The 20,946-nt window shown below is 68.2% G+C and carries 22 protein-coding genes, 1 tRNA gene and 1 other RNA gene; 8 read left to right on the forward strand and 16 right to left on the reverse strand.

Annotated elements, in window-relative coordinates; all coding sequences use genetic code 11:
• Positions 1-29: 29 nt before the first annotated feature.
• The 3 genes from AC1DWT_RS24180 to AC1DWT_RS24190 all read right to left on the reverse strand — a co-directional run bounded on the left by AC1DWT_RS24180 (position 30) and on the right by AC1DWT_RS24190 (position 2,655).
• The gene (locus AC1DWT_RS24180) at positions 30-755 is read right to left on the reverse strand and encodes a queuosine precursor transporter (protein WP_095862892.1); all 726 of its coding nucleotides are present in this window, start codon (positions 753-755) and stop codon (positions 30-32) included.
• Between the two features lie 115 nt (positions 756-870).
• Positions 871-1,506: an RDD family protein gene (locus AC1DWT_RS24185; protein WP_072938295.1), complete on the reverse strand. Its 636-nt coding sequence runs from the start codon at positions 1,504-1,506 to the stop codon at positions 871-873.
• Positions 1,507-1,650: 144 nt separating this feature from the next.
• A complete protein-coding gene (locus AC1DWT_RS24190) occupies positions 1,651-2,655 on the reverse strand; it encodes a DUF2189 domain-containing protein (protein WP_241031442.1) in 1,005 nt (334 codons plus the stop codon).
• 207 nt (positions 2,656-2,862) lie between these two features.
• Here AC1DWT_RS24190 and AC1DWT_RS24195 point away from each other — a divergent pair, with 207 nt between their 5' ends.
• Positions 2,863-3,426 (forward strand): DUF4190 domain-containing protein, encoded by a 564-nt coding sequence (locus AC1DWT_RS24195; protein WP_072938289.1) that lies wholly within the window; start codon positions 2,863-2,865, stop codon positions 3,424-3,426.
• Here AC1DWT_RS24195 and gluQRS read toward each other — a convergent pair.
• From gluQRS to AC1DWT_RS24210, 3 genes are all read right to left on the reverse strand, one after another.
• Positions 3,395-4,351 (reverse strand): tRNA glutamyl-Q(34) synthetase GluQRS, encoded by a 957-nt coding sequence (gluQRS, locus tag AC1DWT_RS24200; protein ID WP_095862894.1) that lies wholly within the window; start codon positions 4,349-4,351, stop codon positions 3,395-3,397. The two genes, AC1DWT_RS24195 and gluQRS, sit on opposite strands and share 32 nt — an antisense overlap.
• Before the next feature lie 12 nt (positions 4,352-4,363).
• A complete protein-coding gene (locus AC1DWT_RS24205) occupies positions 4,364-4,975 on the reverse strand; it encodes a TetR/AcrR family transcriptional regulator (protein WP_206014426.1) in 612 nt (203 codons plus the stop codon).
• A gap of 79 nt (positions 4,976-5,054) precedes the next feature.
• A complete protein-coding gene (locus tag AC1DWT_RS24210) occupies positions 5,055-5,633 on the reverse strand; it encodes a dihydrofolate reductase family protein (RefSeq protein WP_095862896.1) in 579 nt (192 codons plus the stop codon).
• Between the two features lie 82 nt (positions 5,634-5,715).
• Between AC1DWT_RS24210 and AC1DWT_RS24215 the strand changes: the two genes are divergently transcribed.
• Positions 5,716-6,297 carry a TetR/AcrR family transcriptional regulator gene (locus tag AC1DWT_RS24215; RefSeq protein ID WP_072938280.1) on the forward strand — a complete coding sequence of 194 codons (582 nt, stop codon included), beginning with the start codon at positions 5,716-5,718 and terminating at the stop codon, positions 6,295-6,297.
• A gap of 112 nt (positions 6,298-6,409) precedes the next feature.
• Here the strand turns inward: AC1DWT_RS24215 and AC1DWT_RS24220 are convergent, their stop codons facing one another.
• From AC1DWT_RS24220 to AC1DWT_RS24230, 3 genes are read right to left on the reverse strand one after another with little or no spacing between them, the layout of a single operon-like run.
• A complete protein-coding gene (locus tag AC1DWT_RS24220; RefSeq protein ID WP_095862897.1) occupies positions 6,410-7,948 on the reverse strand; it encodes a metallophosphoesterase in 1,539 nt (512 codons plus the stop codon).
• A gap of 48 nt (positions 7,949-7,996) precedes the next feature.
• Complete coding sequence (locus AC1DWT_RS24225) at positions 7,997-8,557, reverse strand: TIGR03086 family metal-binding protein (protein ID WP_095862898.1); 561 nt, start codon at positions 8,555-8,557, stop codon at positions 7,997-7,999.
• The gene (locus AC1DWT_RS24230; RefSeq protein WP_072938474.1) at positions 8,554-9,363 is read right to left on the reverse strand and encodes a helix-turn-helix domain-containing protein; all 810 of its coding nucleotides are present in this window, start codon (positions 9,361-9,363) and stop codon (positions 8,554-8,556) included. Before AC1DWT_RS24230 ends, AC1DWT_RS24225 begins: the two co-directional genes overlap by 4 nt.
• 90 nt (positions 9,364-9,453) lie before the next feature.
• Between AC1DWT_RS24230 and AC1DWT_RS24235 the strand changes: the two genes are divergently transcribed.
• A complete protein-coding gene (locus AC1DWT_RS24235) occupies positions 9,454-10,035 on the forward strand; it encodes a COG4315 family predicted lipoprotein (protein ID WP_244163655.1) in 582 nt (193 codons plus the stop codon).
• Here the strand turns inward: AC1DWT_RS24235 and AC1DWT_RS24240 are convergent.
• The 4 genes from AC1DWT_RS24240 to AC1DWT_RS24255 form a co-directional block, all read right to left on the reverse strand.
• Positions 10,010-10,693 (reverse strand): YoaK family protein, encoded by a 684-nt coding sequence (locus AC1DWT_RS24240; RefSeq protein ID WP_095862899.1) that lies wholly within the window; start codon positions 10,691-10,693, stop codon positions 10,010-10,012. The two genes, AC1DWT_RS24235 and AC1DWT_RS24240, sit on opposite strands and share 26 nt — an antisense overlap.
• A gap of 84 nt (positions 10,694-10,777) precedes the next feature.
• Positions 10,778-11,737, reverse strand: a complete 960-nt coding sequence (locus AC1DWT_RS24245) for an alpha/beta hydrolase (protein WP_477922511.1) — start codon at positions 11,735-11,737, stop codon at positions 10,778-10,780.
• 211 nt (positions 11,738-11,948) lie between these two features.
• A tRNA-Ser gene (locus AC1DWT_RS24250) sits at positions 11,949-12,036 on the reverse strand.
• Positions 12,037-12,095: 59 nt separating this feature from the next.
• Positions 12,096-12,590, reverse strand: a complete 495-nt coding sequence (locus AC1DWT_RS24255; protein ID WP_095862901.1) for a DUF3558 family protein — start codon at positions 12,588-12,590, stop codon at positions 12,096-12,098.
• A gap of 125 nt (positions 12,591-12,715) precedes the next feature.
• Between AC1DWT_RS24255 and ffs the strand changes: the two genes are divergently transcribed.
• Both ffs and AC1DWT_RS24265 read left to right on the forward strand, forming a co-directional pair.
• An RNA gene (gene ffs, locus AC1DWT_RS24260) (signal recognition particle sRNA small type) lies at positions 12,716-12,810 on the forward strand.
• 43 nt (positions 12,811-12,853) lie between these two features.
• Entirely contained in the window at positions 12,854-14,152 is a 1,299-nt protein-coding gene (locus AC1DWT_RS24265) for an aspartate aminotransferase type Ic (RefSeq protein ID WP_477922512.1), read from the forward strand.
• Positions 14,153-14,203: 51 nt separating this feature from the next.
• Here AC1DWT_RS24265 and AC1DWT_RS24270 read toward each other — a convergent pair whose 3' ends face one another.
• Both AC1DWT_RS24270 and fepB read right to left on the reverse strand, forming a co-directional pair.
• Positions 14,204-15,031 carry a DUF1206 domain-containing protein gene (locus AC1DWT_RS24270; RefSeq protein ID WP_387494864.1) on the reverse strand — a complete coding sequence of 276 codons (828 nt, stop codon included), beginning with the start codon at positions 15,029-15,031 and terminating at the stop codon, positions 14,204-14,206.
• An 86-nt stretch (positions 15,032-15,117) separates the two neighbouring features.
• Complete coding sequence (gene fepB / locus AC1DWT_RS24275) at positions 15,118-16,128, reverse strand: Fe2+-enterobactin ABC transporter substrate-binding protein (protein ID WP_387494862.1); 1,011 nt, start codon at positions 16,126-16,128, stop codon at positions 15,118-15,120.
• A gap of 73 nt (positions 16,129-16,201) precedes the next feature.
• Between fepB and fes the strand changes: the two genes are divergently transcribed.
• Both fes and AC1DWT_RS24285 read left to right on the forward strand, forming a co-directional pair.
• Positions 16,202-17,434, forward strand: coding sequence for an enterochelin esterase (gene fes / locus AC1DWT_RS24280; RefSeq protein ID WP_387494872.1), 1,233 nt, complete (start codon positions 16,202-16,204; stop codon positions 17,432-17,434).
• 78 nt (positions 17,435-17,512) lie between these two features.
• On the forward strand, positions 17,513-18,106 hold the full coding sequence (locus AC1DWT_RS24285) for an HhH-GPD-type base excision DNA repair protein (protein WP_072938255.1): 594 nt from the start codon (positions 17,513-17,515) through the stop codon (positions 18,104-18,106).
• A 36-nt stretch (positions 18,107-18,142) separates the two neighbouring features.
• Here AC1DWT_RS24285 and AC1DWT_RS24290 read toward each other — a convergent pair whose 3' ends face one another.
• Positions 18,143-19,489, reverse strand: a complete 1,347-nt coding sequence (locus AC1DWT_RS24290; RefSeq protein ID WP_072938252.1) for an ammonium transporter — start codon at positions 19,487-19,489, stop codon at positions 18,143-18,145.
• Positions 19,490-19,699: 210 nt separating this feature from the next.
• Here AC1DWT_RS24290 and AC1DWT_RS24295 point away from each other — a divergent pair.
• A partial coding sequence (locus AC1DWT_RS24295; protein WP_477922516.1) for a DNA polymerase III subunit gamma and tau occupies positions 19,700-20,946 on the forward strand: 1,247 nt, incomplete at its 3' end.

The raw sequence follows: 20,946 nt of genomic DNA on the forward strand, positions 1-20,946 counted from the left end.
CCGGGGACGCTTTCCCACTCACGTGCGGGTCAGAGCTGGTAGGTGGGTTCGCGCTTCTTCACGTACGCGATGACGCGGTACGTGATCGGCATGACCAGCACCTCCACCAGGGTCTTCCACAGGAATCCGACGATCACGTAGTTGACGAAATCGCTCCACGTGCTGATGCCGATCGCGCCGGCGGCGATGGAGCAGAAGATCAGGGTGTCGGCGAACTCACCGACGATGGTGGAGCCGATGAGCCGCGCCCACAGGTGCTTCTCCTTGGTCCGCTCCTTGATCAGGACCAGCGTCACCGAGTTCAGCATCTGCCCGACGAAGTACCCGGCCAGCCCGGCGAGCAGCAGTCGCGGGTAGACGCCGACGACGGACCGCAGCGCCTCCTGGTTCTCGTAGAAGTCGGCGGACGGCAGTTCGATGAGGAGCCAGAAGCAGAACGCGGCCAGGATCAGGGCACCGAAGCCCAGGTAGATCGCGCGTCGCGTCGCTTTGAACCCGTACACCTCGCTGAGCACGTCGCCGAGGATGTAGGCCAGCGGGAACAGGAAGAAGCCGCCATCGGTGATGACCGGCAGGATCTGCAGCGGGCCGATGGTGAGCGACGAGTCGGCGAAGAATGCGACGCCTTTCGTCGCGCAGATATTCGAGATCAGCAGCGTCGCCGTGAAGAGGGCAACGAACGTGGGGTAGTACCCCCGGCTGACGTGCGCGAACGTCGCGTGGTCTGGCTTGGTCTGCTGATCTGAGGCTGTCACGCCGCAATCCAAGCACTTGCACGGGGAGAGGCGCGAATCAGGAACGGGTGAACGTACCTTTTGTCCGATCTGAGGCGTTGAAAGGTACGTTCACCCGCGCGATGGCCGTGCCGGGCTAACCCTGGACGACGCGCGTGCCGCCTGCCAGTTCGTCGTGCTTGCCCTGCTTGGTGGGGCTGCCGTTGATCGTCACGGCGATGACGATCGCCGTGACGAACCCGACCAGTCCGAACAGGAACCCGAGGAACGGGAACCCGCCGAGCGCGGCGAGGACGTAGAAGCCGTTCCTGGTCAGCGACTGCTGCTGGGTGGGCAGTCCGCCGTCCGGGCCCTCGACGCGCAGACCCAGAACCTGCTTGCCGACGGTCTGGCCCCGCGTCGTCTCGAAGAACACGAAGTAGCCCACGGCGGCGGCGGCGGTGAGGATCGCGCCCAGGGCACTGCCCAGGAAGGTGCCCAGCACCAGCGAGATGACGATGGTGACCACGGCCGTCGGAATGCCGACGATCAGGCCGTCGATCACCCGCGCGCCCAGGCGGGGAAGGAGTTCGCCCGGCCGGGACGGGGTGAATCCGAAGTCGGGCTGCGCGAACGGCTGGGTGCCGGCTTGCTGCGCCGAATCGAACTGCGGTGGTGCGCCGAACTGTTGCTGCCCGTACTGCTGCCCCGCCCCGTTGTAGTGCGGTTGCCCGTACTGCTGCCCGCCGAACGGTTGCTGTCCCTGGTTGGGATCGAATCCGCCAGTAGTCATGTGTTCCCCCTCGAATCGTCTCGGATGACGCCTGAGCACCTTACGCAAGGGGTGGGAGTGACTCGAGTGACGGGAGTAGCAAAACGGGTGAGCGCGCTTCCTGCCCGAGGGGCGGGAGCGCGCTCACCCGTGGGGAGCGAACGGTCAGGCCGCGACGTAACGGCCGGTGAGCACGCGGTACGCGTAGGTCGACGCGATGATCGTGATCGGGATCGAGACGAGAAGTCCGACGCCGCAGAGGATTGCACCGACGATGTTGATGCCGACGAGGGCCAGGGCCAGCAGCAGTACCGGTCCGACGTTCTGCGAGATCGTGCGGAAACTCGACTTGATGCCGGTGATCGCATCCTCGTTCTGATCGATGACGAACTGCAGCGTCCACCAGGTCAGGAAGATAACGATCAGACCCGGGATGACGAGCAGGAAGAAACCGATGATGGAGGCGACACCGATGATGACGCTGGCGATGATGATCGCCCCGACGTTGGTGAACTGGAAGAACGACCCGAACGCCGGCTTGTTGCCGTCCACCTCGTGCAGCGCGCCCCGCACGAGCGCCGCGTTGATCAGGTATCCGACGATGGTGGTGACGATCGAACCGATGATGCGCCACACCGAGAACGCCGAACTCATGTCGGACGACGTGCTGAAGCCGCCGAAGATGAGGTTCAGCACCACCTGGATGACGGCGGCGATCAGCAGGATGCCGATCCAGATGAGCGCGTTGTCCTTGAACTTGTTCCAGCCGTAGCCGATCGCGTCACCCACCGAGAACTGTCCCGGCGTCTGCCCCGGGGCGCCGTAATCCGACATCGGCGGGGGCGGCGGATATCCGCCGGGCGGTCCCTGCGGAGGGGGCGGGTAATTTCCCTGCGGCGGCGGGTAATTACCGCCGGGCGGGGGTCCTTGCGGCGGCGGTGGGTAATTACCGGGGGGCGGCGGGTAGTTTCCACCGGGCGGAGGGGGATAGTTTCCGCCGGGAGGCGGTGGCGGATATCCGCCGGGCGGCGGTCCCTGCGGCGGCGGTGGGTAATTCCCCGGGGGCGGCGGATATCCGCCGGGCGGCGGTGGAGGATTGCCCCGCGGAGGGTATCCGCCCTGGTCACCACCTTCGGGTTTGTCGTTAGGGTCGTATCCACCAGTCGTCATGTGATCCCCTCAGCAAGAGTTGAGTGCTCGCGCGTGACAGTGCGAATAAACACTACGTGGACAATCCTTTACCCGCCTCCCTTTGGTCTGCTTCTTCTCCTGCGGTTTTGATGCTTTACGCTGGTTATCGTGACTAATTCTGGGGGATCGGACGATTCGAATCCGTACAACGGGCAGACACCACCCACTTACGGCGAGGTTCCGCCCTTGCCGCGCGACGGCTACGGGGTCGACGAATCCGGTTATCCCACGTATTCGGCGCCCACCGAGAAGTACCCCGACTATCAGCAGCCGGGCGCGTACGGGACGTCTCCGAATCCGTATGCCGCGCCGAATCAATACGGCGGCGACCAGTACGGGGTCCCCAGCCAGCAGCAGTACGGGACGCCCAACCCGTACGCCGCCCCGAATCAGTACGGCACCCCGAATCAGTACGGCGCCCCCAATCAGTACGGGGCGGCGGGCCAATACGGTGGCCCCGCCCCGCAGTACGGCGCCCCGAACCCATACGGCGCGCCCTACCCGCAGTCGCGCGGGACGAACGGTCTCGCGATCGCGTCGCTGATCACGTCGATCGTCGGAGGTTGCTTCTACGGTGTCGGCTCCATTGTCGGCATCATCCTCGGCATCGTGGCGCTGGGCCAGATCAAGCAGTCCGGTCAGGAAGGCCGTGGGCTCGCGATCGCCGGGATCGCCATCGGCGGCGCCTACGTCGTCGGGTGGATCCTGTTCTTCGTGATCATGCTGATCGCGGCGGCGTCGGGGGCCTGACCACCCACGGTTCGCGGTGCAGGCGGGCAGGGTCGAATCGGACGAGGAGGGTCCCGAGATCCACGGCCTCGCCCGGTTCCGCGAGCCCGAGCGACGCCGCGAGCACCCCGAGGACGTCGCTCGGTGTGCGTCCCAACGCTTTCAGGTCGGTGAGGGTGACGGCGCCGTCACGTTTCGCGAGCCGTTTGCCGTCCTCATTGAGGGCGAGCGCGACGTGTGCGTACGCGGGGGCGGTGAGCCCGAGCAGTCCCGCGAGGTATGCCTGGCGGGGCGCCGACGAGAGCAGGTCGTCGCCGCGCACCACCTGATCGATCCCCTGGGCGGCGTCGTCGACGACCACCGCGAGGTTGTAGGCGGGTGTTCCGTCGCCGCGGCGCAGCACGAGGTCGTCCACCATTCCGGAGTAGCTTCCGTGCAGGACGTCGTCGATGGTGAACGACGTGACGTCGGCGCGCAGACGCAGGGCCGGTGGTCGCTCGCCGGCGAGCCGGTCGGCACGCTCGTCCGGTGTCAGGTTGCGGCAGGTCCCCGGGTAGGCGCCCTGGGGTGCGTGCGGGGCCGACGCCGCCTTCAGGATTTCTCTTCTCGTGCAGAAGCACTCGTACGTGAGGCCGGCGGCGTGGAGTTCGGCGATGGCGGCGTCGTACCGCGGCAGTCGGTGCGACTGCGACACGACGTCGCCGTCCCAGTCGAGACCGAGTTCCGCGAGGTCGGCCAGTTGCCGGTCCCGGGCGCCGTCGCGGACGCGGTCCAGGTCTTCGACGCGCAGGAGGAATCGACGGCCGGTGGACCGGGCGAACAGCCATGCCAGCACGGCCGTCCGCAGGTTGCCGAGGTGCAGGTCGCCGGAGGGGCTGGGCGCGAACCGTCCCGCGCCCTCCGCGTGACGGGGCAGCGGTTCACTCTGACGAGACGGATGTGACATTGGGTCGAGGGATCAGCTGGCCAGTTCGATCGACGACGACGGCACGACGTCGGCGCCCTGCAGAATCATGCCGATCTGGACGTTCAGGGCGTGCTCGAGGTACTCGGCCGGGTACAGGTCCGGACTGCCGATCGCCTCGAGGGCGAGGCCGTCGACGGTGGCGAGGAGAAGCGCCGCACGGGTTTCCGCTTCCGGGGTGCCGATCGCGATGAGCACCGCGGACAGTCCGGTGCGGATGGTGAACAGGGTGGTGCGCCGGATCTCGGCGAGCGACGGGGAGGTGGCCGCCCGGACGGCGAATGCCGCCCTGACGTGCGCTTCCCGCGACCGTGACTCGTCGAGGGGGAGCAACTGCGACATCGCGGCGAACAGGTCCTCGGCGGGGTCGCCGCCGCGGTCGATATCCGCCAGGCGGGTGAGCAGTGTGTCGACGAGGGTGCGCAGCGCGAACGCGAACATCTCGTCCTTCGTGGAGAAGTGGTGCTGCACGGCGCCGATGGACACACCCGCCCTCTTGGCGACCTCGCGCACGCTGGCGCCCTCGAGGCCCGACTCGGCCGCGACGTCGAACAGGGCCGCAGCCAGGTGTTCGGGGCTGGTGGACGAGTACCGGCGTTCGCGCATGCCTCGAACATTACTTACGTATTGAATCAATACATGCGTCAGGTGCCCGTGTCGCCGCAAGTGGCGGGTGTGACTCCGGTTATCGGCGAACGTACGTCAGGAAAATCATCCCGCTCTCGAATGCGCGGGTCGAGGTCAGCCGGAACCGCTGGGGGTCGAATTCGCCGTCGAACAGCGGAATGCCGGTGCCGATCGCCACGGGGTTGAGCTTGATCCGGAGTTCGTCGACCTCGGGTTGCACCGCGGCGGCCAGCTTCCCGCCGCCGCACAGCCAGATGTCCTTGCCGTCCTCCTTCTTGAGTTCGCGCACCTTCTCGATCGGATCGCCCGAGACGATCTGAACGTCCGGGTCGGGCGACTCGGTGATCGTCGTCGAGAACACGTACTGTCGCAGATGCGCGTACGGGCTGGTCACGCCGAGGTCGAGGCCGGGCTGGTAGCTGGCGCGGCCCATGAGCAGTGTGTCGAAATGCCGGTTGGGGGCATCGATTCCCATCGCTGCCCGCACATGGGTGGGGACCGTTTCGGGGTACTCGGCGATCATCGCGGGCATGTGATCACCCTCGAGCTCGAAGACGGTGCCGCTGGGGTCCGAACCGTCGGCCCCGGCGATGAATCCGTCGATGGTGGTGGCGACGTAGTAGACGAGTTTTCGCATGTGAGTCCTCCCGCAGTCGGTAATTACTCCAGTTGTAGTACTATGACTGCAGTGGTTGCAAGTCCTTTTTCGAGGAGTGTCGATGGCGCAGAATCCGGAACGACGTGCCGCACTCGTGAACGCAGCGATCGAAGTGCTTGCGCGAGAGGGTGCGCGCGGCCTCACCTTCCGTGCCGTCGACGTCGAGGCGAACGTGCCCAAGGGGACGGCCTCCAACTACTTCGCCAGCCGCGACGACCTGTTCGACCAGGTCGGCAAGCGTATTCACGAGCGGATGGGCCCCGACCCCGCGGTCATAGAGGAAAGCGGTCGTAAGCCGCAGAATCTCGACCTCGTGATCGAGTACATGCAGGGACTGTTCGGCCGGATCACCGGCGACCGGACGGGCTACCTCGCGTTGCAGGAGTTGCGGCTCGAAGCGGTCCGTCGACCCGAGTTACGCACCACGTTGACGCGCACCATCTCCGGCAACCTGGAGCGCGACATCGGGTTTCACCTCGGCTCGGGACTGCCCGGCGACCGCAGCACCGTGCTGATGCTCTACCTCGCGATGAATGCGCTCATCGTCGAGCACCTGACGCTGCCCGGGGTGCTCGAGGGCGTCGACACCGAGCGGCTCATCGCCGATCTGGTGACGCGCGCCGTCGCTACGCCGGTCGCCTGAGCGCGTAGTCGTCCACGTACTCCTGGCCCGACAGCGTCATGAGGGCGTGCATCAGTTCGTCCGTCGCGGCCCGGACGACGTGCCGGTTGTCGCGCAGCTGATCGACTCCATCTCAGGGCGCGGGGATGACGGCGCGCGGCAGGTCGGCCCGCAACTCCACGTCGGTGAGGAAGTCGCCGTCACCGGCCGCGTAGCGGCGCTGCGGATCGAAGTCCTCCACCCGGAAGCTGTCCAGGGTCGGGGAGTGCGTCGTGACCGCGAGGGCTCCACCGTCGACGTCGAACTGCAGCAGTCGCTGGAAGCCGGTCTCGCGGAGACCGTTCACCGTGAAGTACTGGTAGTCGGCCAGCAACTCCACGACCTTCCGGTCGGTGTCGCCCACCTTCCGGTCGGTGACCGTCGTCTGCCCGTCGACGTGCCCCGCGAGGACCAGGAACACCGTGTCGAACGGGACGACGAGCCGATTCCAGATCTGCTGTCCGGCACTGGTACCGATGTCGCCGAACCCGCTCATCCGCAGCGAGCCGTCCTCGTCCAGGTAATAGTGGCTGCCGATCACCACGTTGCGGTCCGGGTGGGCGGCCAGCACGTCCTCGGCCCACTGCAGGACGTGCTCGGGCGGGTTGTAGCCGATGTAGAGCATCAGGAATTTCGCGCCGGCGATGTCGAGCAGGTCGTAGTGCGCCGAATTGTCCGTGTCCGTGACGGATTCACCCCAGTACGGCCGGTCGCGGAACCGCCACGGACCGAAGAACTCGTTGTAGAGGGCGTGGTTCTTCTCGTGCTCGCCGGGAATGAGCCGTCCGCCCACGTTCCACAGGTTGTCGTGGTTGCCGGGCAGGACCCCGTACGGGACTCCGGCGTCCTCGAGCGTCGCCATCGCGCGGTCCGCCACCTCGAACTCGGGGCGCGCGCGGGACTCGGGCGCCCCCGGACGTATCCAGCTCTGGACGAGGTCGCCGGTGTGCATCGAATACGCGATCTTGCGTTCGGCGGCGTTCTCCGCGGTCCAGCGGGTCATGTCGAAATACACCTCGGGCCGGTCCCGGGACACGTACTGGGTGTCGGTGATGTGCTGCAACGCGAAGTCGTACGTGTCCGGGTCGGCGAACTGCTGGTCGGCGGTCGCGTTGGCCTCGCGGAAACTCCGGTCCCGTCGCGGGCTGTCGATGACGAGGATCTGCGCGGCGTCCTCGCCCTCGATCCGGGTGGTCAGCGTGACCGGGCCGCCAGGCTCGGACGGCTGCGCTGTCGCGACCGGCTCACCCCAACTCTGCGTTTCCTCGTCCCACACGTGCATCGCGAGGTCGTCGAGATTCACCGAACGTCCATGCCACGTCACGTCCGAGCCCGCGGTGTCCGGACCGAACCGGACCTCGTACCGCATGTACGGGTATTCGCCGAAGTCGTGACCGGTGGCCGACATCCCGTCCGACTCCGCACCCGGAACCCGCTGCGACGGGGTGGCCTCGCCGGAGGTCCCGGCGAACATCAGCGCCGACGTGAGCGGCGCCGACGTGACCAGGCCGCGGGCGGGCAGTCCGGACGCACCCCGGGGTTCGGGATCGGCCACCGCGACCACGTCACCGCCGAGCAGCGCCGCGGCCAGTGACACCGCCGTCAGCGCGGCGATCCTGCCCGGCACGCTCATGACTCGAGGTTACAAGCGCGGCCGGGCAGGGGTGAGGTGGAAGGACCGTCAGGCCTTGCGGCCGAGGAAGGCCAGGACCCGGGTCTGCTCGTCGGAGTCCGCGGGGACATCCACGGCCGGGCCGCACACTCCGGCCGTGCGGATGTTGTCGCCCAGCTGCTCCGCGACGCCACCCACCCAGGCCAGGTCGTCGGCAGGGATGGTCTCGTCGAGGCCGGTGGCCCGCGCGAGGTCCCAGCCGTGCACCACCAGGTCGAAGCAGTAGAAGCTGTCGACGGTCTTGCCGAGTTCGGTGCGGCCGAAATGCCCGTCGTACTCGCGGCCCGCCTTGGCCGGATCGTCCAGGATCTCCTGCATGCCGTCGCGCGTTGCCGCCCACGCGGCAACCGGGTCTTCGTCGACGGACGGCGGCTCCGGCAGTTCCAGATCGACGACGGTGACGATGTAGCGCTGTGTGTCGATCACGTGCCGCACGACGTCGCGGGCCGTCCAGCCGTCACACGGAGACGCGTCGTCCCAGCGTGCGGCGGGCACGGATTCGACGCGCTTCGTGAACTTCGCGGCGAGGTCGCGGTAGTGGGCTGCGGGGGTTTCGGTTGTCGAGGTCATGCTGCCGATTCTTCCCCCGTCCGGGGCCCGACGGCTTGAACATTTCCGACATCGACGACGGATTCGTTTCCGTGCCAGTCGGGGGCCTCGCTGGCGAGGAGCTCGGACGGGGTGAGCGAGGAGATCCGCCGGCATTCCCGCGACAGGTGCGCCTGGTCGCTGTAGCCGGCGGTGGCGGCGAGTGCGGCGAGACCCGTCCGGGTCCCCGACTGCGCGAGCGCCATGAACCGTTGCAGCCGCAGGATTCCGCGGAGCGTCGCGGGACCGTATCCGAACGCGTCGTTGCATCGCCGCTGCAGTTGCCGCTCCGTGACGGAGGCGGCGTCGGCGAGCGCGCCCACGTTCCACGACTGCCGGGCCAGGGCCCGCCGCACGGTGCCGATCAGCGGGTCGGCCTCCGGCCCGCGGCTCCGCCACGCGCGCACGGCGTTCTCGAACAGGGCGATTCGTTCCGCGTGGCCGGACGCGTTGTCGAGCCGGTCGGTCAGTGTCCGTTCCCACGTGGACCCGAGTACGTCGCCGAGGCCGACCCGGATGTTGCGGACCTCGGCCGCCGACGTCCGCAGCAGATGCGAGCCGGCGCCGGGACGGAAACGGACACCGACGGATTCGGTGCCCGGCGGCAGCGTGAACGACCAGGCCGTGGTCTCGGGACCGCACACCCGGATCCCCACACCCCGGATCCACAGGATGTCCATGCACGCGTCCGGCACCAGCAGATGCTCGCCCTGCGTGCGCGCGGACCACCCGCACACGAGCGTGCCGGCGAGGTCGGGTGCCGGCGAGGTCGGCGTGTACCAGCCCATGCACAGGAGCCTAATGACGGATACCGACACGTGCGGGCCCGTCACATCGCCCGAAGTGCCCGCACCGGCACGCAACTCGAGGTGAACTGTATGTACGGGTCCGCAGAGGTTCCCCAGGAGGCCCGCCACTTCGCCGTCACAGAGAACGAGGACTCCATGAGACGAACATGGGCGCTGGCAGCGATCGTCGCCGTCAGCCTGACCTTCTCGAGTTGCGCCTACGACCGCACGGATTCCGGTGACACGGGCGGCAACGCCCCGGTGTCCCCGACGCCGACGTCCCCACCGGCCTTGCCCGGAACACCCGTCCTGAAGATGGGACCGACGACGCTCGGCGAGGTGATGGTCGACGAAGGCGGGATGACGGTCTACGTGTACGACAAGGACGAGGTCGGCTCCGGTGCCAGTTCGTGCCGCGACACGTGCCTGCAGTCGTGGCCGCCGGTCACCTCCGTCACCGAGAACCCGACGGTGCAGGGGCTGCAGGAAGTCGTCATCGACACCATCCCCGCGGCGGACGGCACCCATCAGCTCACCGTGAACGGGCGACCCGTGTACCGGTACAAGGATGACAACGAACCCGGTGACGCATACGGGCAGGCGGTCGGCAGCGTGTGGTGGACCCTCGACTCCGCAGGCAACCCGGTCACGACAACTGCGGGCGGCGAGTAGCGCGGTCGATCCGCAGATGGACGGTGACGGTCAGCGCCGCCGACAGTCCGGCGGCGAACCACAGGGCGTCCAACCCGATCCAGTGGTGCGAGAGAGCGCCCGTCACAGCTCCTGCCACCAGGCCTGCCCACAGCGCGAAATGTCGTAGCCACGCCCACCGCGGCCCGCCGAACAGCGCCGCGGCAAGCCGGTGGCCCATCTTCACGAGGGCGCCCGTCATGTAGGTGAGGCCGATGGTGACCTCGCCGTCCTTCTGGAAGAAGGAGTTCTCCGCGCCCATGGCGAGCAGCATCGCGCCGACGGCCACGGTGCTCGCCCCGACGGTCGCGGCGACGGCGCCTGCGATCAGAAGTCCGGACACGACGGCGAGCACCGTCGTCCGGACGGGCAGCCGCCTGCGATCGGACAGGTGCACGACCACGGCGCCCAGGGCGCAGCCGAGGACGAACGTGCCGATCACCGCGGCGGCCGTCAGCGCATGCGCCCACGACCCGTCCGCGAACCCGACACTGAACCGGGTGAGATTGCCGCTCATGAACGCGACGAAGAACCCGCCGAGCGTGATGAATCCGAGCGCGTCGACGTAGCCGGCCAGCGCGGACAGCACCACCGCCAGCACGAGCATCTGCCTGCTGTCGTCGATCGGCACATCACACATCAAACACCGCGGCGAACGACAGCGGCCCCCGATCCGGAGATCGGGGGCCGCTGTGGCGGAGTTCAGGAGGTGCGAACGCCTCGACTAGGACGTGCCGAGTGCGGGCGCGAGCGTGTTGGCCCAGGACTCGTGCAGGCGGTCCTGCCAGTAGTTCCACGTGTGCAGGCCCTCGTCGGCGATGTGCGTCTGCAGCTTGGCGCCTGCGCGCTGCGCCGCGGGGACGAAGACCTTGCTGCTGAGGCCCGAGGCGGTCTCGAGGGGAACCGTCTGCGAGAACTTCACCGGGTCGAACGACTTGCTGTCCGGGTCGACGGTGGGATCGCCTGCCGCCGAACCCGCACCGGACGAGATGTAGACGGACTTGCCGCGCAGTGCGCCGACGTTGAGCAGCGGATCGTTGCGGATCCAGGCTGCGGACGGCCAGAAGCCCCACATGTTCTGCGCGTTGCCGCCCATCTGGGCGACCGAAACCTGGATGCCCTGCGCGAAGCCGGGCGAGCTGGCCGTCGGGTACCCGCTGTAGGACGCGACCGCCTTGTAGAAGTCGGGGCRGTGAATGGCGAGGTTCAACGCGGAGGTACCGCTCATCGACAGACCCGCGACCGCGTTGTTCACGCCGTCGCTGCCGAACTGCGAAGCCATCACCGGGGGCAGTTCGTTGGTCAGGAAGGTCTCCCACTTCACGCGGCCCAGCTTCGGGTCGTCACGCAGCCAGTCGGAGTAGAAGGTGCCGCCGCCGCCGAACGGGATGACCACGTTGACGTGCTTGCCGGCGAAGAAATTCTCCACGTCGGTCTCGATCAGCCAGCCGTTGTTGTCGTCCGGCGCGCGCAGACCGTCGAGCAGGTACAGCGTCGGCGCGGGACCGCCACCCGCGGCCTTGAGCACCTTGACGGGAATGTCCTTGTCCATCGACGGTGAGTACACCGAGATCAGGGCCGAGTCGGCATGCGCGATGCCGGTTCCGGCCAGTACGGACACGAGGCCCGATGCCAACACTGCGACCAGGCCCACGATCAGCGCGCGGGTGCGACGTATCGCCATCCGAATGTCCTTTTATCTCGTAACAGACACTGCACAGCGAACGCTGCACCGGAGACGATAACAGGGAGATAACGGGTTGTGCCTGTCGTGGCCTGGGATTGTCGGCGCGGACGGGTCTGCAAACGGCGGTCCGAGGGCGGCGCCGCCTGGTTTGCCCGGAGATGCAAGAAACCCCTGCGAACCACGTTTCAGCGGTTCACAGGGGTTCCTGTGGCGGAGGATAGGGGATTTGAACCCCTGAGGGCGTTAACCCAACCCGCGTTCCAGGCGAGCGCCATAGGCCACTAGGCGAATCCTCCGTGGAGGAGCATACCCAACGACGACGGCTCACCGTTAAACGACCAGGTGGCTGCCGGTTCTACGCCCACTTCAGCTGGCTGAGGGCGTGCTCGGCGAGGGACACGGACCGGTCGCAGGACGTGTCCGGGTTCGCGGTCGCGTCCAGGCCGAATTTCGACTCGATCGACAGCGTGCCCGCGTCGGTGGTGACCTCGAGGATGCACTGGTACTTGCTCTCGGCGAGCGCCCGGCCCTCGAGTCCGCCGACGTCGATCGTGCGCAGGGCGTCGACCGGTTCCGGCGCGCTCGTGGTGGTGACGGTCACAGTGTTCAGCGCCTCCGGTTTGCCCCACGTGCACGCGCGACGTTCCGGACTGTCGGTGGCGGTGCCCTCGCCGGCGCCTGCCGTCAGGAGCGGTGCGAGCGTCGCGTCGTCCGCGAGCGAGCACGGCTCGGCCGCGTCCCAGCTGACCGCATCGGACGTGGCTGCGTCTTCGCTGCTCCCGCCGCACGCCGACAGTGCTGCGACGACGACGGCGAGGGCCGCTGCGTGTGCTGTCCTTCTGAGTTTCATCCCGATCCTTTGCCGACGGTGGCCGAATGCGGGGGCGACCGTAGCACTGGACGTGGTCTGACGTGCGGCGTCGGGCGCGGGCCGGGGTGGATCCCGGTAGCGGCTCGGGGCCGTCTACACTCTGTGGTGGATCCCGCGCGGCGCGCATCCTGTGAACTCCCCCAGGGCCGGAAGGCAGCAAGGGTCAACGGGCTCTGCCGGGTGCGCGGGGTCCCCTATCTTTCGCATACCCGACCCGCGATGTCGGTGAGAGGCCGCTCCTGATGACCAACCAGACCCAGATCGGGTTGATGAGCCATGAGGAACTACTTTCGGAGCATGAGCGCCAGACTGCGAGCTATGCGCAGCTGAAGACGGAGAAGCTCACGCTCGACCTCACCCGCGGTAAGCCTTCGCCCGAGCAACTGGATCTGTCGGCGGCGCTGCTGGCGCTGCCCGGTGACGGCGACTTCCGCGACGGCAACGGCACCGACACCCGCAACTACGGCGGGCTCACCGGTCTGCCGGAACTGCGCGCGATCTTCGGTGAACTGCTCGGCATCCCCGTCGAGAACCTGCTCGCCGGCAACAACGCCAGCCTCGAGATCATGCACGACAACGTCGTGTTCGCTCTGCTGCACGGCACCCCCGACTCCCCGCGCCCGTGGTCGCAGGAGGAGAAGGTCAAGTTCCTGTGCCCGGCACCCGGCTACGACCGTCACTTCGGGATCACCGAGACCTACGGCATCGAGATGATCCCGGTGCCGATGCGCCCGGACGGCCCCGACGTCGGTGTCATCTCCGAGCTCGTCGCGAACGATCCGCAGATCAAGGGTCTGTGGGCCGTTCCCAACTACTCCAACCCCACGGGCGCGGTGTACTCGGAAGAGGTCACGCGGGCGCTGGCGTCGGTGCCGGCCGCCGCCCCCGACTTCCGGCTGTTCTGGGACAACGCCTACGCGGTGCATCCGCTGGTCGGCGAGACGGCGCCGTCGCTGGACATCCTCGGGATGGCAGCGGAGGCGGGTCACCCCAACCGGCCGCTGGTGTTCGCGTCGACGTCGAAGATCACGTTCGCCGGTGCGGGCGTCAGCTTCTTCGGTTCCTCGACCGCGAACCTGGCCTGGTACCAGAAGTTCCTCGGCAAGAAGAGCATCGGCCCGGACAAGCTGAACCACCTGCGGCACCTGCGGTTCTTCGGTGACGCGGACGGGGTTCGCGCCCACATGGAGAAGCACCGCGAGATCCTGGCGCCGAAGTTCGCGCTCGTCCTGAAGATCCTCGAGGACCGTCTCGGGGCGTCGAAGGTGGCGTCGTGGACGGAGCCGAAGGGCGGATACTTCATCAGCCTGGACGTCGTCGAGGGCACCGCGAAGCGCGTCATCGCCCTGGCGAAGGACGCGGGGATCGCGCTCACCGCCGCGGGATCGGCGTTCCCGTACGGAATCGACCCGGAAGACAAGAACATCCGGCTCGCGCCGAGCTTCCCCTCGATGGACGATCTGGACAAGTCGATGAACGGCGTCGCGACGTGCGTGCTGCTCGCGGCCACCGAATCACGCCTGGACCTGCCGAAGTCCTAGCAGCAGACCTCCGGCCGCTCACCTGTTCCGGGTGCGCGGCCGGAGGTGTCTCTACATCCTGGCGTAGCGCGCCATCACGAAGCTGTACAGCCCGTACGCGGCGATACCCAGTGCGGCGAGGATCAGCAGGAACTGCCCGAACGGCGCCGAACCGAGGGTTTTCACCGCGCCGTCGAGGCCGGTGGCCTTGGATGGATCGGCGTTGAAGACCGCCACGATCACCAGCAGGCCCGCGCCCGCGATGACGAGGCCCTTGGCCACGTAGCCGATCACTCCGAGGGGCTCGACGAGCTTCGACGGGGTGCCCTTCAGGTCGTCCAGGAAGTTCTTCGACGCGCCCTTGTAGACGTGGTACCCGCCGATCGCGATGGCGACGAGACCCACCACCACGAGCAGGAACTTGCCGCCCCCGGACTCCATGAGGCGTGCACTCATTCCGGCGTTCTGCTGTCCGCTCGATTTCCCGCCGCCACTCGCGAACTGGTAGGCCGAGAAGGCGAACGCGAAGTAGACGACGGCCAGACCGAACGCCTTCGCACGGTCGAGCAGCGACGTGTCGTCGTCGGACTTCTCGGTGGCGTGCGGGCCGAGAACGGTCTCGGCGAGCCGCCACAGCGCCATCGCGATGAACGCGACCATCGCCACCCACAGCGCGAACCGGCCGCCGGGCTCGGCGGCCAGCGTGCCGAGGGCCCCGGACTGATCGGCGTTGCCGCCGCTGCCGAACGCCAGCTGAACGATGATGTACGCGATCAGCAGGTGCACGAAGCCGCTCATCACGTGGCCCGCCCGCGCGACCCGTTCGAAAGTGGTGCTGTCGGTTGCCCTGTCCACGGCACGGCTCATCCCGCTGGCTCGATTCGTTCCGTCCTGGGCCATCGGATGTCCTTCGGTGTCGTGTGTATGGACCGGAGTCCCTTGACGTAGAGGTACCCGGTACGGGCCGCGCCGACACGGACCGAGCGCTATCGCACTGCGTTCGTGACCCGGTCGATCAGGTTGGTGGCGCTGTAGTAGTCGAGCCGGAAGCTGTCCTTCCCGAGACCGATCACCTGCTTCTTCTCCACGGACGGGGTCTGCTGCAACGTCGGATCGGCGAGGAACCGCTCGGCGTCCGCCGCGTCACCGATCACGATGAACGTGGTGTTGCCGGGCACGGCCCGCGGCAGGTTCTCCTGCCCGACCGGCACGACGTCCTTGCGGCCGGACATGATGCTCTTGTCGGCTGCGCTGATGTCGGCGGGCAGCTCGGCGAGCGAGAATCCGAGGCGTTCCAGCAGAATGCCCTGCGCCGATTCGGCGGTGAACATCCGCGACTCCTCGGGCGAGTTGTAGGCGGGCACGTTCACCGGGTTCGCGGCGGCGACCTTGTCGCCGAGTGCCGACTTGGCGTCGTCGAGTTGCCGGTCGAACTTCGCGACGAGGGCTTCGGCCTGCTCCTCGGCCCCGATGGCCGCCGCGATCCGACCGCTGAGGTCCTGCCACGACTTGTCGTCGTACCGCAGCACCACGACGGGCGCGATCTGCCTCAGCGTGTCCACCTGATCGACTGCCGAGTCGCCGCCCGTGGCGGACACGAAGATGAGGTCCGGATCGGCGGCGGTGATCTTCTCGACGTTGGGTTCGCCCTGGTAGAGCGTGTCGACGCCACGCTCGGCGGCGATGTCCGCCCACTGCGTGAACAGGCCGTTCTCGTCGGTCACGTCGCTCGGTCGCTGCGCGCCGGTGCCGATCAGGGGTGCGTCGAGGGCGAGCAGCGAGCCGGTGAGTGTGACGCTGGTCGACACGATCCGCTCGGGCTTGTGTTCGATCGTGACGCTGCCCGTCTCGTCGGTGACGGTGCGCGGCCAGCTCTGGTCGGGCGCTGCGGGGTTGCCGGTGGTCGCGGACTCGGTAGCGGGATCGGACGAGCACGCGGCCGCGCCGATCCCGACGGCGAGGACAGCGAGGGCTGCCAGTGAGCGACGAAGTTTCACGGCGGGACTCTCTTTCGCGCGGGTAAGGAATTTGACTTAGGGTAGCGTTACCTATATTCGAATGGGGAAGTGGATGCTGAAACGGGTGCCCGGACCGGAGCGCCGCGTCGTGCGCACGCGGGCGATCGACGACCTGGCACCCGACGGCGTCCCCGCGTTCTGGGACCGCCTCGCCGCAGCGGGCAGCCCCCTCGTCGAACGCGACGGGGCCGACCGCGGCTGCGTGATCGCGACGTTCTGCTGGCGGGACCCCGAGGGCGACGAACGCGTGTCACACACGCGGCACGTCTACCTCGACGCCAACGGAATCACCGACCGATCCCGGCCGGAACGGGCCGCGCTGTCGCGGCTCCCCGGCACCGACCTGTGGTCGCTGTCGATCGAGGTGCCCGAGAACTGGCGTGGCGCCTACCGTTTCATTCCCCGGACGGAACCGCTGACCCGTCCCGGCGACGGCACCCCGGGCTGGCAGTGGTGGCGGAACATACTCGCCGGCGCACGACCCGACCCGTTCAACCCGCTGCCCACCCGAGCGGTGCAGGCCGGCGACTGCTCCGAGGCGGTGATGCCCGCGGCGCCCGCGCAGCGCTGGTGGACGGACCGGCCCGGCCGCGGCGAACTCCACGAGACGACGTTCACGCTATCGGGCACACCACGGTCGGTGTGGGTCTACGAACCGCCCGGACTCGCCGCCGGATCTCGTCCGGTGGTGGTGCTGCTCGACGGCCGGACGTGGGCGGTCGACCTGCCGATCGCAGGTGCCGTCGACGCGCTCGGACCTGCCGGTCACCGGGTTCCGCTCGTCGTGATGGTCGACAGCGTCGGACCCGGACTGCGATCCGAGGAACTGGGCTGCAGCCCCGCGTTCGCCGCGGGTCTCACCGGCGAACTGCTCCCGTGGCTGCGGCGGGACCGGGCCGTCACCGACGACCCGGCGTCGACGATCGTGGCCGGCTGCAGCCTGGGCGGATTGACGGCCTGCCACCTCGCGCTGGCGGTGCCGCACGTGTTCGGGTGCGCCGTCAGCCTGTCCGGGTCGTTCTGGTGGCCCGGATCGGGGCCGGGAGTCCCGTTCCAGGACCGTATCCGCGCCGTCGCCCCGTCGCGCAGTCGGTTCAGCCTGGAGGTCGGGACACTCGAATGGATGCTCGTCGAACCCAACCGCGAAGTCCGCGACCTGCTGGCCGGCGCCGGCCACGACGTGCGCTACCGCGAGTTCTGCGGGGGTCACGACGCGCTGCACTGGCGTGACGGACTCGTCGCCGGCGTCGCCTCGATGCTGGGTTACGCACCGGTAATGCAGTGATGTGGATAACTCTGTGAATAAACCGCGCGTCGCGGTGAAGGGCGCACCCGCCCCACCGCGGGATGGCAGGATCGAACCATGGCACGCACGCTGAACCTAGTAGGGGATCCGGACGCCGACGCACTCCTCGCGAGTGATCCGCTGGCGTTGCTCATCGGGATGCTGCTCGATCAGCAGGTTCCGATGGAGACGGCGTTCGCGGGCCCCAAGAAACTCGACGACCGGATCGGCGGCCTCGAAGTGCACCGCATCGCGGAGATGGATCCGGAAGCGTTCGCGGCCGTCTGCTCACAGACCCCCGCCGTCCACCGGTTCCCCGGATCGATGGCCACCCGCATCCAGTCGTTGTGCGCGTTCCTCGTCGAGAACTACGACGGCAGCGTCGAGGCGCTGTGGACGAGCGGCGACCCCGACGGCAAAGAAGTGCTGAAACGGTTGAAGGCGCTCCCGGGGTACGGCGACCAGAAGGCCCGCATCTTCCTGGCGCTGCTCGGCAAGCAGATCGGAGTCGAGCCGAAGGGCTGGCGCGAAGCAGCAGGCGACTACGGCACCGAGGGGTCCCGGCGTTCGATCGCGGACGTCGTCGACGACAAGAGTCTCCACGAGGTCCGCGAGTTCAAGAAGGCCGCGAAGGCAGACGCGAAGAAGGCGGCGGCAGCGAAGAAGATGTAGCCGCCGCTACTCCGTGTCGTCAAAAAGTAGCCGCCGCTACTCCGTGTCGTCTCGGTCCTGCTTCCGTTCCGCGTCGAGTTGCCGCCTGCGTTCGGCCTCGTGCATCCACGGAAAGACGCTGTTGCCCTGGCCGCCGCCGAGGGGTCCGTGGCCGAGCACACCGTGTTCGTACGCCGATTCGGCGTGCAGCGCGAGGTCGATGCCGGAGGACTCGTCCTCGGCGCTCACCCGGAACCCGAAGATCCGGTCGATCAGCTTGCCCAGCCCGTACGTCACACCGAACGCGTACAGGGCGACGACCACCACGGCCAGCACCTGCTTGCCGAGTTGCGCGAACCCGCCCCCGTACAGGAGGCCTTCGGCTCCGCCCGTCATCACCTCGGTGGCCAGCAGTCCGATCAGGATCGTGCCGACGATGCCGCCCATCAGGTGGACACCGACGACGTCGAGCGAGTCGTCGTATCCGAGGCGGAACTTCCAGCCGACGGCGAACGAGCAGACCACACCGGCCACTGCGCCGACGATCACCGCGCCGACCATGCTCACCGTGCCGCAGGACGGGGTGATCGCGACCAGCCCGGCGACGACGCCGGACGCCGCACCGAACGTCGTGGGGTGACCGTCGCGCTTCTGCTCGACGAGGAGCCAGCCGAGCAGGCCGGTGCACCCGGCGACGAGGGTGTTCAGGAAGATCGCGGCGGCCGTGCCGTCGGCGGCGAGAGCGGAACCCGCGTTGAAACCGAACCAGCCGAACCAGAGCAGGCCGACACCGAGCAGCACCAGCGGAAGGTTGTGGGGCCGCATCGACTCGGACTTGAATCCGAGCCGCGGGCCCAGGACCAGGGCCAACGCCAGGCCCGACGCGCCGGACACGATCTCGACGACCAGTCCGCCCGCGTAGTCGAGGGCGCCGAACTGCGCGATCCAGCCCTGCGGGTTCCACACCCAGTGCGCGACGGGCGCGTAGACGACGAGGGCCCAGACGGGCACGAAGATCATCCAGGCCGAGAACTTGGCCCGGTCGGCGATCGCACCGCTGATCAGCGCGGCGGTGATGATCGCGAATGTCAGCTGGAACGTGGCGAACAGGATCTCGGGGACCTGCCCGTGGACGGTGGTCGGGTCGATGCCCGCCATCCCCAGGTGCTCGAGCCCGCCGATCAGTCCGCCGCCGATGTCGTCGCCGAAGATGAGGGAGTACCCGGCCACCAGCCAGGCGACCGTGACGAGTGCGATCGACACGAAGCTCATCATGATCATGTTCAGTACGCCGGTGGAGCGGACCATCCCGCCGTAGAACAGGGCGAGCCCCGGGGTCATCAGCAGGACCAGCGCGGTACTGATCAGAAGCCAGGCGGTTGCTCCGGCGTCGATTGCAGGCACGACATTCTCCTCACACACCCGGACGAAACCAGGTGCGGAAATTCACGATGGCCGCGGGCCGTTTCAACGGTGATGCCGATGCGTTGCGAACGTGTTACGCAATCCGGTCAGGTCCGGATTTCTGCTTGTGAGTAGGGCCCCGAGCGGGTGCCGAACAGGCGCTTCGACCACCCGGGCCGGACTGTCGGGGACCGCCGGTAGTCTTTCCGCGTGGCCCTGTACCGGAAGTACCGACCCGCATCCTTCGCCGAAGTGGTGGGGCAGGAGCACGTCACCGAACCACTGAGCACCGCTCTCGACGCCGGACGGATCAACCACGCGTATCTGTTCTCCGGTCCCCGCGGCTGTGGCAAGACGTCGTCTGCCCGCATCCTGGCCCGATCGCTGAACTGCGTGGAGGGCCCGACCTCGACGCCGTGCGGCCAGTGCCCCTCGTGCGTGGCGCTCGGCCCCGGCGGGTCGGGCAACCTCGACGTCACCGAACTCGACGCGGCCAGCCACGGTGGCGTCGACGACACCCGTGAACTGCGCGACCGCGCGTTCTACGCGCCTGCCGAGTCCCGGTACCGGGTGTTCATCGTGGACGAGGCCCACATGGTCACCACGGCGGGTTTCAACGCCCTCCTCAAGATCGTGGAGGAGCCGCCGGAGCACCTCATCTTCATCTTCGCCACCACCGAACCCGAGAAGGTGCTGCCGACCATCCGTTCGCGCACCCATCACTACCCGTTCCGGCTGCTCGCGCCGACGACGATGCGCGGGTTGCTGGAGAAGATCTGCCAGCAGGAGAGCGTGCCGGTCGCCGACCCGGTGTATCCGCTGGTCATCCGTGCCGGCGGCGGGTCCCCGCGTGACTCGCTGAGCATCCTCGACCAACTCCTCGCCGGCGCCGGCAACGAGGGCGTCACCTACCCGCGCGCGCTCGCGCTGCTCGGCGTCACCGACGTCGCGCTGATCGACGACGCCGTGGACGCGCTGGCCACCGGCGACGGTGCCGCACTGTTCGGGACGGTCGACCGCGTCATGGACGCCGGGCACGATCCGCGGCGCTTCGCCGTCGACCTGCTCGAGCGCCTCCGCGACCTCATCCTGATGCAGGCCGTCCCCGACGCCGCCGAACGCGGCCTCGTCGATGCACCCGGCGACGTGCTCGAGCACATGCGCGCCCAGGTCCAGCGGATCGGTCCCGCCACGCTCACCCGCTACGCCGAGGTGATCCACGCCGGTCTCGGCGAGATGCGCGGCGCCACGGCCCCCCGACTGCTGCTCGAAGTGATGTGCGCCCGGATGCTGCTGCCGTCCGCGTCCGATGCGGAGTCCGCCGTGCTGCAGCGGCTCGAACGCGTCGAGCGCGGACTTCCGCCCGCAGGCTCCGCGCCGGTCGCCGCCGCAGCCGAGCGGCCCGCCGCGGCACCGGAGCGCGCGCCGCAACCGCCCGCCGAACCGGAACCCGAGCC

It is taken from the genome of Rhodococcus sp. P4_B6 (assembly GCF_056402215.1).